We start from the raw sequence: 12,857 nt of genomic DNA, 5'->3' as shown, positions 1-12,857 counted from the left end.
CCTTTAAGAAAACCTTCAGGACGCACTTCTTTGATTACACTATTTACTAAAAACCATAAAAAAAGCCCTCACTTTCGTGAAGGCTATAAAGACGTGGAGAATACCGGATTCGAACCGGTGACCTCTTGCCTGCCAGGCAAGCGCTCTAGCCAACTGAGCTAATCCCCCAAAATATTTAATATAAATTAAGCGAAAAAATGATTTTCCGTATGTATCGCGTTAAAGCTTGTAAATATAATTCATTTTCATAGAGATCTTACTCTCTTCTCAAAAGTATCTTTTCGGCTTTATGGGTCAACAAACTGAGCCCGCCTAAAAAGTCGGGCAGGCTAATCCCCCAAAATAATATTACTCTTTCTCCATCTTCTTCCTGCAGCCGATTTTAAATACTTTTCTCTTACTCTAGCCTCTTGTTTATTATTGTATTCCTCCGTATGAACAATTCGCCAAGGTACATAAGGCTTTGTGCTTTTTACCTTACTAGAATTATGTGTTACCAAACGATTCTCTAAATCGTCAGTCATTCCAACATAGAACCTTTTGAAAATATCGCTGTAAAGAACATATATATAACTCATTATCTGAAAAATTGCGCTCCCTGCCCGAACATGCTTTTTTCGGCATGGGCGGGTAGCCAACTGAGCCCGCCTAAAAAGTCGGGCAGGCTAATCCCCCAAAACATTTTACTATGCCAACAAAGCACTACTTAATCTTTCTTTACACTAAGCACCAATACCGGTACAGGGGCATAAAACTCTGATTTTGAAATGGTACTCTTTTCCCATAATTTCTTGAAAAAACCACGTTTTCTTCTAAAAACACACAATAAATCGGGTTGTTTTGCTTGAAAATGCTCTAAAACGCCATGATACGTTGTTGAGTTTTCTGTAAAGGTCAACTGCGAAGAAATGTCCATCAATGCCGTATTTATCTTTAAATCGTCATCTGAATATCCGGGAGTTTTCACCATCAATAAATTTACATTGGCGTTGTGCTTATTCTTCATCTCAATTAATGGATCAAGAATTCTCTTTCTTTTTAGAATACCAGATTTAAAAGCAACTAATATATTTTTAAACGACTTATACGCTGTTCCTTTTGGTACGATCAATGTTGGTATGTTCGTTCTTTTTATAATGGCTCCTGAAGTTTGCCCTAAATAATTCTCTTCCTTAATGTCATTACTTCTAGGCGCCAGTATAATTAAATCTATACCAATACCCTTATCAATTTCTTTTAGTCCGTCTTTTAGCTCACCGTTAAAGCTTGCTATTTTTATAGAGACGTCTTTTGTATCTACTGTACCGACTACTTCCTTTAATCTTTCCTTTGAATTATCGGCTACCTTTTGTGTTATATTGGCAAGCGTTCCTGTTTTTCCGCTGACATTAAAAACTTCCATTACATATATTTCTGCACCAAAGTCTTGTGCAAAATCTACTGCATATTGTAATGTTTGATTCGCATTTGAGGAGGTCCCGATCGGAACAAGAATATTCATCATGATAAAAAGTGTTGTTTATAACTCTAAATTTACAATTTAATTAAATCGCTTTTATGATAGCACCGGCAAAGATATCGCAAATACCCAAAATTCTTAAAATGACAGATGCTTGTAGAATTGCTATGGAAGCCAATGGTATTTACCAATGGACGACCGATTACCCTTCTAAACTGGCATTTGAAAATGACATAGAACGCAATGAACTTTATGTGCTTCAAATTGATAACGAAATAGTAGGTTGTATTGTTGTTTCTCTTCTTATGGATGAAGAATACACTTCTGTAAACTGGCTAACAGAAAATGTAAACAACTACTATATTCATCGCCTAGCAGTGCACCCTAAATATCAAAGTAAAGGTTTTGCCCAACGTTTAATGGACTTCGGCGAAAGTTTTGCCAGAGAAAACAATGCCGTATCCGTTAGGTTAGATACCTTTAGCCAGAACAAAAGAAATCAGAAATTTTACGAGCAGCGTGGTTATACCAAATTAGGAGATATCTTTTTTCCAAAACAAAGTGAACATCCTTTTCATTGCTACGAACTTGTACTATAGAAACCCTATTTTTTGAAAACTTCCGTTAATTTTAAATCTATAAACGCCTTGGCCATCCCTGCAACTATTGCAGGTATTGCCGAACCGCTATTGTCCATAACAGATACGGCTATTGTGGGGAATATTCCGTTAGACGGGCTAGAATCTCTTGCCGCAGCAGGTATTGTAGGTTCTTTTCTTTCTATGCTGATCTGGATTCTTGGGCAAACGCGTAGTGCTATATCTTCCATTATTTCACAATACTTAGGTGCCGGTAAATTAGAAGCCGTTAAAACACTGCCCGCACAGGCTATTTACCTCAACATTGCATTGAGTATTCTAGTTTTGCTATCTACCATTTTTGTTGTTCAAGAAATCTTTGAACTTTTAAATGCCAAAGGAAAAATATTGCAATACTGTATTAGCTACTACTCCATTCGGGTATGGGGTTTTCCATTAACCTTATTCGTTTTCGCTGTGATGGGTATTTTCCGCGGATTACAGAACACCTATTGGCCTATGGTCATTGCTATTACAGGAGCGGTCTTGAACGTTATTCTTGATTTTGCCTTTGTATATGGTATTGAAGGATTCATCCCTGCCATGTATTTAGAAGGTGCCGCCTATGCCAGTTTGTTGGCACAAGCGATAATGGCAATCATGGCATTCTATTTACTTTTAACGAAGACCGATATTAGCCTAAAACTAAAATTACCTGTTCACCAAGAACTTGGTCGTTTAGTAGTCATGAGCTTAAATTTATTTGTTCGTGCCATTGCCTTGAACACTGCGCTTATTCTTGCCGTTAGAGAAGCTACTGCACTCGGTGATAAATACATAGGGGCGCATACCATTGCCATAAATCTATGGTTGTTTTCTGCCTTTTTTATTGATGGCTATGGTGCCGCTGGTAATATAATGGGCGGTAGATTATTAGGGGAACGCAATTATGACGGACTCTGGTTATTGGCTAAAAAGATTACGAAATATGGCCTCATTGTTAGCCTGGTCATTATGGCTTTGGCTACTATTTTCTACAAACCATTGGGTAGCTTATTTTCTAATGAGCCTTTGGTGCTTTCTGCTTTTTACGGCATCTTCTATATTATTATTCTGGGGCTTCCGTTTAATAGCACTGCCTTTGTTTTAGATGGAGTTTTTAAAGGTCTTGGTGAAATGAAATATTTACGAAATACCTTGCTTGTAGCTACTTTTTTAGGCTTTGTGCCCATGCTATTTTTAGGTAAATATCTTCACTGGGGATTAACAGGTATATGGCTTGCTTTCACCGTTTGGATGTTTATTAGAGGTGGTGCACTAGTATGGAAATTCAGAAACAAATTCAAACCTTTATTGCAAAATCCGTAATTTTGTATCAGCTACTTTGAGACAAATCTCAAAGTATGTAATCTCGATTATCAAGTAAAATAAAATGCTATGGTCACTTCAAGAAAAAATGGAAGTTTATATACACGAATAGATGGTAAAGTTGCTCATGTAGAGTTTGGGCATCCTGCTAGTAATTCATTCGTTTCTGAACTTCTAGAACGCTTAACAGACACTATTAATGAGCTTTCTGAAGATGAGGCCGTATCTGTTATCCTATTAAAATCTGAAGGAGAAAAAGCTTTTTGTGCCGGTGCTTCTTTTGATGAGTTACTTGAAGTTTCTAATCTTGAAGAAGGTAAAGCATTTTTTAGCGGTTTTGCACATGTCATCAATGCCATGCGTACGTGTAAAAAGGTAATTGTAGGTCGTGTACATGGCAAAACTGTTGGTGGTGGCGTTGGTCTTGCCGCTGCTTGTGATTATGTGTATTCTAACGTAAACTCATCTATTAAACTTTCTGAGCTTAGTATTGGTATTGCTCCTTTAGTAATTGCCCCTGCTGTAGCTCGTAAAATAGGTACTGCCGCTATGGGCGAAATGTCTTTGGCACCTACAGAATGGAAAAGTGCGTATTGGGCTCAAGAAAAAGGCTTGTTCAATAAAGTGTACGACTCTGCACAGGAAATGGATAAGGAACTCGATTTCTTCATTCACAAATTGGCTAGCTATAATGCTGAAGCTTTAACTGAATGGAAGAAAGTTTTATGGGAAGGTACCGACCATTGGGATACCTTATTGACAGAACGCGCAGCTATCACCGGAAAATTAGCCCTTTCTGATTTTACTAGAAACGCACTGTCAAAATTTAAAAAATAAACAATAACTGAATCAGGGCGTCGTTCTGTTTCTAAATAATTAGTATGGATTTCTTTCAATTTTTAAACGGTAACCTAGTATTTCCAGTTCTTGCACTATCTGTTTTGATCATTTATTTCGTAAACAAAATGCGCGCAAAGAAGAAGTACAAGAGGTAATTCAACAGCCTACGCAACTAATCGGTATTTGAGCATCTTATTAAAAACCAGTTTTATGTTCGCAAAAATCACATTAGTTTTTCTATCTATATTTCTTATTGCCTGTAACGACAAAGATGATTCTATTGAACAACAAGATTGTGCTACGGCTATATGCACCCTAAATTTTGTTACCATTTCGGTCAGTATAAAAGATGCATCGGGCAAAGCTATTGCATTAGATAGTTATGAGGTCATAGATACTGAAACAGGTAAAAATATAGCTGAAGATTTTAACGGCGATGAATATCAATACCTTAAAGAGCAAGGTTTCTACCCTATTCTTAGTGACGCCAATCGTATTCAATACCAAAATACTACGGAAACACTTACTTTCAAAGGCTTTATTGCTGCTGAAGAGGTCATCACTGAAGATTATGAAGTTGGTGCAGACTGTTGCCACGTTAGCTTAATCACTGGAAATACCGAGATTGTTTTAGAATGATTTCTCTATATAAATCCTTTTAAAGATTCCCTACCTTTGCCATATAATTATAGGCTATGAGCAATATTCGTATTACCAAACAATTCAATTTTGAAACGGGACATGCACTTTACGGTTATGACGGTAAATGTAGAAATGTACACGGCCATAGCTATAAATTATCCGTAACCGTTATAGGTAGACCTATTACAGACACCAGCCACGTAAAATTAGGAATGGTGATAGATTTTGGCGATCTAAAGAAAATAGTCAAAGAAGATATCGTTGACATTTTTGATCATTCTACGGTATTCAATAAAAACACACCTCATGTTGAACTTGCCAAAGAATTAACTGATAGAGGACACAGTGTTATTTTGGCAGATTACCAACCTACTAGTGAAAATATGGTAATCGATTTTGCAGCGAAAATTAAATCTCGCCTTCCAGAGAACATTTCATTATTCTCTTTAAAACTGCAAGAAACAGATACTTCTTTTGCAGAATGGTATGCTAGTGATAATTAAGTTCAACAAAACTTAACCTTTTACTTTCTTTACAAGCTTATAAATTGTTTTATTTTTAGGGCAATTCCTTAATATATAACCACATGACCAAGCATCATATTTACTGGTGGAATCTTGAAAACCTGTTCGATGTAGAAAATTCTCCCAGGCGAAGTGAATTTTTAAACAACCACTTGGGTAAGGAACTCGACGGATGGAGTGCTGCTATTCTAGACCAAAAAATAGCCAATCTAACAGCTGTTATTTCAAAATTCAATAACGGTGAAGGTCCAGATATATTGGGTGTTTGTGAGGTAGAAAACGAGTATGTTATTGAGCTACTTATAGATGCCATGAGTGCTGCCTTAAATAAGAACTACGGTTTTGTAATTTCTGAAGGTGATGATAAAAGAGGTATTGACACTGCCCTTATTTATGATAAAACCAAGTACGGACCAGAACAGCAAACGTTTAGTCTACGTATTATAAAAAGAAATACTACCAGAGATTTGTTTCAAGTTCATATCAATACTGCCAATGGCAATAAGCTGGTATGCGTACTTAACCATTGGCCATCTAGATCTGGCGGTGAACTCGAAAGCGAGCCATTTAGAATTATGGTTGCCGAAAATTTATCTTATTGGATCGAGAGAATTTACGAAGAGCAAGGTAATGATGCCAACATCGTATTAATGGGAGATTTTAATGACAATCCCTTCAACAAGAGTATTACAGCATATTTAAAAGCCATCAATAACAAAGCTTTGGTAAAAAGTAATAGAGTGCGCCTAAAGTATTTCTACAATGTAATGCATCGGTTTTTAGATGCGCAGATAGGTACTTTTGTATTTGGTAATGAATATAATATGCTTGATCAATTCATGATTTCAAAGAGTATTTTATCAGAGAAATCAGATTTACCTTTTAAATTAAGTACTGCAGAAATCATTGCCTACCCAGAACTTACATCTGGTTCTTACCAAAAACCCGTAAAATTTGGTAGACCTAATTCATCTACATTTAACGACAAAGGTTATAGCGATCACCTGCCTATAAAAATAGTACTGAACGAGAAAGATGCCGCTGTGTAATTTAGATTCACGTATGCTTATTTTAATCCACGTATTCCCTTGGTACGCAAAACAGTTATTATATTTACACCCTGATGACGAACATTGAACTTCCTGCAGGGAAAAAAGTATATTTTGCTAGCGATAACCACCTAGGCGCACCTACTATGGAAGAAAGTAGGGTGAGAGAACTTAAGTTTATTCGTTGGTTAGATATGATTAAGTCGGATGCCGAAGTGATTTTCTTGATGGGCGATTTGTTCGATTTTTGGTTTGAATACAACACCGTTATCCCGAAAGGATTTACCAGAACATTAGGAAAGCTTGCAGAACTGTCTGATGCAGGCATTCAAATACACTACTTTGTAGGTAATCATGACCTTTGGATGAACGGTTACTTTGAAGAAGAGCTTAACATACCTGTTTATCATAAACCTGAGCAATATTCCATTAACGGAGCTTCCTTTTTTATTGGTCATGGCGACGGACTAGGACCAGACGATAAAGGCTTTAAAAGGATGAAGAAGGTTTTCACCAATCCTGTAGCCAAATGGTTCTTTAAATGGTTGCACCCAGATATTGGTGTTCGGTTGGCAAAACATCTTTCTGTCAGCAATAAATTGATCAGCGGTGACGATGATGCCAAATTTTTAGGTGAAGACAAAGAATGGCTGGTACAATACGCGCATAGAAAACTAGAAACCAACCATTACGACCATTTCATTTTTGGTCATAGACATCTTCCTTTAGAAATTGAATTGAAAGAAAATTCAAAATATACCAATCTAGGCGATTGGATCAATTACTACACTTATGCCGAGTTTGACGGTATGCAACTTTCACTGAAAGAGTTTAGCTAAACTTCCATAAAAACACCGATGAAATACACAATTCATTTTGTAATCTTTTTCTTACAACAAGAAATAAGCTTTTCACAACAATAGTTTTTTAAAACTAGTCCTTCGTTATATCTTTACAGTGTTATTAAGTTTAAGTGTTGACCCCAAATCTTCACATCACCTACAAGCTTACCTAGCTTAAAACCCAAATTTTAAGTGTACAAAATGTAAAGAATAGCCCCTATTTTAGGGGCTTTTTTAATATTTTATGTTCTTCTGTCAATCCTTAAACAACTTAACTTATAAAAATTCTAGATATTATTTAGGATTAAACAATTCAAAATAATTAGTCCATTTAAGGCAACTAAACAATCCCCAATTCTTATTTAAGTTTCATCGAAAATGGATAAAATAAAACTTAATATCCTATCAAACCACGTGTAATTCTTTTCTTACATGTTAAATATTCTAGTTCACAACAAAAGTTAGTACAAACTAGACATTGGTTCTATCTTTACACTGTTGTTTAGAATAAGTGTTGATTCCCAAATCTAAAGCTTACCTACAAGTTTCCCCGCTTAATGATGAATTTCTTAAGCATTACCTACAATAAAAAAAGCCCCTTTAAAAAGGGGCTTTTTTTATGATGTAAATCTACCGTGTTAGCGCTCGTGATCTTCTACATCTTTCTGTAAATCTAGCTTTCTAAATTTAGGCGAAACAATTGCTGTAAGCCCCACTGTCAATAAGGTCATAGTTCCTCCAAAAACTACGGCGGTAACCGTACCCATCAATTTTGCGGTTAAGCCACTCTCAAAAGCACCCAACTCATTAGACGAACCCACAAACATTGAATTTACCGAAGCTACACGCCCACGCATGTTATCAGGTGTCTTTAATTGCAATATAGTCTGTCTAATAATCATTGATACCCCGTCTACCGCTCCGCTTAAGAACAAGGCAATAACAGATAACCAAAAATATGTAGATAGTCCAAATACGATCATACACACACCGAAACCAAATACGGCAATTAATAATTTCTTTCCTGCATTTTTATGTAAAGGAAATCTAGTGGATCCCAACATGGTTAACGCAGCACCTACTGCTGGTGCAGCTCTTAATACTCCGAACCCTTCTGAACCAACATGCAATATATCTTGAGCAAAAATGGGTAACAATGCTACTGCCCCACCAAAAAGTACGGCAATCATATCTAAAGTCAAAGCACCTAATACCGCTCTGGTCTTGAATACAAATGTTAGCCCCTCTCTTAAACTCTGAAAAACTGGTTCTCCTATCTTAGGATTTAAAATTGGTTTCTTAGAAATATTGAAAAGTGCCGTCAACGCCAATAATGAAAAACCGAAGATGACACACATAGACCAATGTACACCAATAAGACTTATGGAAAACCCTGCTAAAGCCGGACCTAATACTGATGCCATTTGCCATGTTGTACTACTCCAAGTTGCCGCATTTGGGTATATTTTTTTAGGAACGATCAAAGCGATCAATGAAAATATAGTTGGTCCTAAAAAGGCGCGTACCAAACCGCCACAGAAAACCAAGGCATATATTCCGTAAAGAATTGTTTTGGTCTTATACGTTTCTAAAACTGAAGGAAGACTCAGCATAAACAAACCAAAACTAATTACAGAAAAACCAAGAATACATTTTACGAGTAGGTTACGTTTCTCTTTTTGATCCACAATATGTCCTGCAAAAAGTGCCATGCTCACTGCAGGTATTACTTCCATTAAACCAATGATACCTAATGATAAGGGATCTTTTGTCATGGAATACACTTGCCATTCAATAACAATAAACTGCATTGACCAGGCAAAAACCATGGCAAAACGTACTAGAAGAAATATATTGAATTCCTTAAATTTTAAGGCTGCATAAGGATCATTAACGCTCATAGTGCAATCTCTAAATAGTGACTCAAAGATATTTAATTAATAACAAGGCATATACAGAATACCCTATTAATTCTCCTTTAAAATTATACTGGTATCAGTAATTAACCGATACCTAATTCACCGAAAAAAGAATCTAATTCTAGCTTAAATAAAGTACCGTTTATTAAATCTCTGACTTCAATGGCTTCTTGATAACTAATTGCAAATGTAATTTGATGCGCAGGGGTATTCAGCAATAAAGATCTGCACGTATCTTTTGTTTTACAATCGCCACATAAATTACCCTTTCCACTTTTAACGGTATCTGCTATGCATTTAGAAAAATGTCTTAGTTCACTTAATGTAAGTAAAAGTCCAATATCCCTAAAAATAACTTGCACTTTATTGTTCTGACCAGGTTTATCTTTTTTCCATTTAAAGGCAATTCCGAAATCATTTTGGTAAATGGGGTTGATATCATTCATAAGAATCTACATATTTAGTATAAATATATGCATCTTATTTAGAATAATTATAAATAGTATTGTTAAATGGTGATTTCTATTTGATTTCCTTCTGGGTCAAGAATAACACTTTCGTAGTAACCATCGCCTGTAGTACGAGGTTCACCGGCAATTGTGAATCCGTCTTTTCTCAACTTTTCGGTCAATAAATCTACTTGTTCTTTTGAGCCCACTGATATGGCAAAATGTATGAAACCAGTATGTACAGCATTATTCTTGGCTACTTGTATACTTGGCTTATGCATGATTTCTAAACGAGCGCCATCTTTAAAACTTAAGAAGTAAGATGTAAATTTTTTGGTAGGGTTATGGTATTTATCTCCTGCTACCGCATTAAAATACATTTCATAGAACGTTCGCATTGCTTCTAAATCAGTAACCCAAATAGCAATATGCTCTATTCTCATTTAATGTCTTTTAGTTTTAGTTGAAGGCTGACATTTCCTTGCCATTCATTTTCATCTATAGAAAAAACGGCGTTAAAGGGCTTTCTACCTGTTACCAATGGTAATTTGTCACCCATATTAAAACCAATGCCGTCAATTTTATGACTGCCTTGTTGTACCGCTGATATTTTTAAATGTGCTTCTTCTTTACCAACGGCCTTTGCATACCCGGTATCCTGTAAATCTTCTGCCATAAATATAGGAGACATATTGCCGGGACCAAATGGAGCAAATTGTTTAAGTATACGCATCAACTTAGGAGTAATATCTTTCAACTCAATAACCGTATCTATAGTTATCTCCGGTATCAACATTTGGGGGTCTATGGTTTCTTTAACCACTTTCTCAAACTGATGCTTAAAGTTATTATACTGCTCTTCTAACAAGGTTAAACCAGCTGCATATTTATGTCCGCCAAATTGCTCAATATAATCAGCACATCCTTCTAGCGCATTATACACATCAAAACCTCTAACCGATCTTGCAGATGCCGCCAACTTATCGCCACTTTTGGTAAAAACTAGGGTGGGTCTATAATACGTTTCCGTTAATCTTGATGCCACAATACCTATCACCCCTTTATGCCATGAATCTTTATACACTACGGATGTGAAACCTTCTTCCTCTTGGTTTTCTTGAATTTGCCCTAGTGCCTCTATCGTAATTTCTTGATCCAGCCCTCTTCTATCTGTATTGAATTTTTCAATTTCAGAAGCAAATTGAATTGCTTTATCCATATTGGTTTCGGTCAAAAGATTAACCGCATATTGCCCATGTTTCATTCTACCGGCAGCATTAATTCTAGGTGCAATAATGAAAACTACATCGGTAATAGTCAACTCTTTTTTATTAATCTGATCAATAATGGCTTTAAACCCGATTCTAGGTTGTTGATTGATAACCTGCAGGCCATAAAAAGCTAATATCCGATTCTCTCCGGTTATCGGAACAATATCTGCCCCAATTGCAGTTGCCACTAAATCAAGGTAATAAATAACATCATCAATAGTTTCTCCTCTTCTTGAACCAAGTGCCTGAATTAATTTAAAACCGACCCCACAACCACATAATTCATCATAAGGATATGAACAATCTTCACGTTTTGGGTCTAAAACAGCTATTGCACTTGGTAATTTAGTACCAGGTCTGTGGTGGTCGCAAATGATAAAATCGATTTCTTTCTCTTTTGCATAGGCAACTTTGTCTATGGCTTTTACGCCACAGTCCAATGCAATGATCAATGTAAATCCGTTGTCCTCCGCAAAATCGATGCCTTTATAAGAAACGCCGTAGCCCTCAGCATATCGATCAGGGATATATGTGGCTACATTAGGATAATAACTCAACAGATACGATGACATTAGAGCAACGGCTGTTGTACCATCTACGTCATAATCGCCATACACTAAAATATTCTCACCATTGGCAACGGCTTCTTCAATCCTGTTCACCGCAATATCCATATCCTTCATTAAAAAAGGATCATGTAAATCTTCTAACTGCGGACGAAAAAAGTCCTTCGCCTCATCATACGTAGAAATACCTCTTTGTAATAAAAGCTGCGCCACCAAATCATCGACCTTTAAAGCACTTGCTAAAGCATCAATATCTTCTTGTTTTGGTTTTGGTTTAATTGTCCAGCGCATTCTATTCAAGTTCAAGTTCAAAAATCAAATTCAAGTTCAAGTTCAAGTTCAAAAACCCTTAAATAGAATCTTTAAACCTCCTTTAAAATTTGAATTTTGGTTACTTTTTATTTTTAATGATTGTTGCTATAATTCTTATTAATTGTTCTAATTCGTCTAATATTTCAACTCTTTTAGATGCATTTCCATATTCTACTTTAGTCAATATCTTAAGATTGACCCTAGACTCCTTCAATTCTTTTAAAGATATAGAAGCTTTATTGATATAATCCTTAACGGTATTTGTTCCTTGCGCTTCACCAAAATTAAGTGCAGAACTCCCTGCTGATCTTAGTAGTTGATTACCATAATACTGACCGGTCATATCAGATGGTAAGTCTTTACAAAAAAGTACAATGTTAGCTGCAAAATCCACCAATCTATCTTCAAGGTCAAACTTTTTATCCGGCATAATTTTTATTTGAACTTGATTTTTGAACTTGAACTTGCACTTATTTGTTTACTTCTTATGAAAAAAAGTCTTAATATCAAGCTCGGCGAATTGTCTGAACATTTCCATTACCCCACAATATTTTTCGATGGATAGGTCTACTGCTCTTTGTAGTTTTTTCTCGGCTAAATTTTCACCATGAAAATGGTATTCAATAACTACTTTATCATAAAACTTTGGGTGCTCATCTGTTAGGTTTGCGATTGTTTCAATATGAAACTCATCTACCTCTAACTTCATCTTCTTGAACATTGCCGCTACGTCTAAACCTGAACAACCCGCTAATGAAGATAACATTAATGCTTTAGGTCTTAATCCGCTACTATCACCACCGTCTTCTTTGGCGATATCTATTCTCAATGAATGCCCAGATGGGTTATTACTTTCAAAGGACATGTTGCCCAACCACTTTGTGCTAATATGATTTGTTGTACTCATAGTTTTATGTTTTTTGTAGGCTACAAAAATACAACAATATAGGGTGAGGTTTTGTTAGCAATTAGCAATTAGCAATTAGCAATTAGCAATTAGCAATTAGCAATTAGCAATTAGCAATTAGCAATTAGCAA

At 35.9% G+C, this 12,857-nt stretch carries 15 protein-coding genes and 1 tRNA gene; 7 read left to right on the top strand and 9 right to left on the bottom strand.

Annotated features, from left to right (window positions below):
• Positions 1 to 94 precede the first annotated feature (94 nt).
• The 3 genes from PXD56_RS10490 to PXD56_RS10480 all read right to left on the bottom strand — a co-directional run bounded on the left by PXD56_RS10490 (position 95) and on the right by PXD56_RS10480 (position 1,504).
• Positions 95 to 168: transfer RNA gene (locus PXD56_RS10490), tRNA-Ala, on the bottom strand.
• A gap of 161 nt (positions 169 to 329) precedes the next feature.
• On the bottom strand, positions 330 to 578 hold the full coding sequence (locus PXD56_RS10485) for a GIY-YIG nuclease family protein (RefSeq protein ID WP_276493296.1): 249 nt from the start codon (positions 576 to 578) through the stop codon (positions 330 to 332).
• Positions 579 to 706: 128 nt separating this feature from the next.
• The gene (locus PXD56_RS10480) at positions 707 to 1,504 is read right to left on the bottom strand and encodes a universal stress protein (RefSeq protein ID WP_276493295.1); all 798 of its coding nucleotides are present in this window, start codon (positions 1,502 to 1,504) and stop codon (positions 707 to 709) included.
• A 53-nt stretch (positions 1,505 to 1,557) separates the two neighbouring features.
• Here PXD56_RS10480 and PXD56_RS10475 point away from each other — a divergent pair, with 53 nt between their 5' ends.
• The 7 genes from PXD56_RS10475 (at position 1,558) to PXD56_RS10445 (ending at position 7,299) form a co-directional block, all read left to right on the top strand.
• A complete protein-coding gene (locus tag PXD56_RS10475; RefSeq protein WP_276493294.1) occupies positions 1,558 to 2,058 on the top strand; it encodes a GNAT family N-acetyltransferase in 501 nt (166 codons plus the stop codon).
• A 12-nt stretch (positions 2,059 to 2,070) separates the two neighbouring features.
• Positions 2,071 to 3,405, top strand: a complete 1,335-nt coding sequence (locus PXD56_RS10470; protein WP_276493293.1) for an MATE family efflux transporter — start codon at positions 2,071 to 2,073, stop codon at positions 3,403 to 3,405.
• 69 nt (positions 3,406 to 3,474) lie between these two features.
• Entirely contained in the window at positions 3,475 to 4,242 is a 768-nt protein-coding gene (locus PXD56_RS10465) for an enoyl-CoA hydratase/isomerase family protein (RefSeq protein WP_276493292.1), read from the top strand.
• Positions 4,243 to 4,455: 213 nt separating this feature from the next.
• The gene (locus tag PXD56_RS10460; protein WP_276493291.1) at positions 4,456 to 4,884 is read left to right on the top strand and encodes a hypothetical protein; all 429 of its coding nucleotides are present in this window, start codon (positions 4,456 to 4,458) and stop codon (positions 4,882 to 4,884) included.
• Positions 4,885 to 4,940: 56 nt separating this feature from the next.
• The gene (locus tag PXD56_RS10455) at positions 4,941 to 5,390 is read left to right on the top strand and encodes a 6-pyruvoyl trahydropterin synthase family protein (protein ID WP_073241193.1); all 450 of its coding nucleotides are present in this window, start codon (positions 4,941 to 4,943) and stop codon (positions 5,388 to 5,390) included.
• Positions 5,391 to 5,473: 83 nt separating this feature from the next.
• Positions 5,474 to 6,460 (top strand): endonuclease/exonuclease/phosphatase family protein, encoded by a 987-nt coding sequence (locus PXD56_RS10450; protein WP_276493290.1) that lies wholly within the window; start codon positions 5,474 to 5,476, stop codon positions 6,458 to 6,460.
• Between the two features lie 74 nt (positions 6,461 to 6,534).
• Positions 6,535 to 7,299, top strand: coding sequence for a UDP-2,3-diacylglucosamine diphosphatase (locus PXD56_RS10445; protein WP_276493289.1), 765 nt, complete (start codon positions 6,535 to 6,537; stop codon positions 7,297 to 7,299).
• A gap of 641 nt (positions 7,300 to 7,940) precedes the next feature.
• On the opposite strand, the gene PXD56_RS10440 is transcribed toward PXD56_RS10445, so the two are convergent.
• The 6 genes from PXD56_RS10440 to PXD56_RS10415 all read right to left on the bottom strand — a co-directional run bounded on the left by PXD56_RS10440 (position 7,941) and on the right by PXD56_RS10415 (position 12,726).
• Entirely contained in the window at positions 7,941 to 9,203 is a 1,263-nt protein-coding gene (locus PXD56_RS10440) for an MFS transporter (RefSeq protein ID WP_276493288.1), read from the bottom strand.
• Between the two features lie 101 nt (positions 9,204 to 9,304).
• Entirely contained in the window at positions 9,305 to 9,667 is a 363-nt protein-coding gene (locus PXD56_RS10435) for a hypothetical protein (protein ID WP_276493287.1), read from the bottom strand.
• Between the two features lie 62 nt (positions 9,668 to 9,729).
• Complete coding sequence (locus PXD56_RS10430; protein ID WP_276493286.1) at positions 9,730 to 10,113, bottom strand: VOC family protein; 384 nt, start codon at positions 10,111 to 10,113, stop codon at positions 9,730 to 9,732.
• Complete coding sequence (gene recJ, locus PXD56_RS10425) at positions 10,110 to 11,798, bottom strand: single-stranded-DNA-specific exonuclease RecJ (RefSeq protein WP_276493285.1); 1,689 nt, start codon at positions 11,796 to 11,798, stop codon at positions 10,110 to 10,112. Before recJ ends, PXD56_RS10430 begins: the two co-directional genes overlap by 4 nt.
• Before the next feature lie 100 nt (positions 11,799 to 11,898).
• A complete protein-coding gene (locus PXD56_RS10420) occupies positions 11,899 to 12,249 on the bottom strand; it encodes a four helix bundle protein (RefSeq protein ID WP_276493283.1) in 351 nt (116 codons plus the stop codon).
• A gap of 48 nt (positions 12,250 to 12,297) precedes the next feature.
• Entirely contained in the window at positions 12,298 to 12,726 is a 429-nt protein-coding gene (locus tag PXD56_RS10415) for an OsmC family protein (protein ID WP_276493282.1), read from the bottom strand.
• Positions 12,727 to 12,857: the final 131 nt, after the last annotated feature.

This window comes from Maribacter zhoushanensis (assembly GCF_029350975.1).
Taxonomy (GTDB): domain Bacteria; phylum Bacteroidota; class Bacteroidia; order Flavobacteriales; family Flavobacteriaceae; genus Maribacter; species Maribacter zhoushanensis.
The sequence above is the reverse complement of the archived record's forward strand: the minus strand, read 5'-3'. Positions and strand labels throughout refer to the sequence as shown.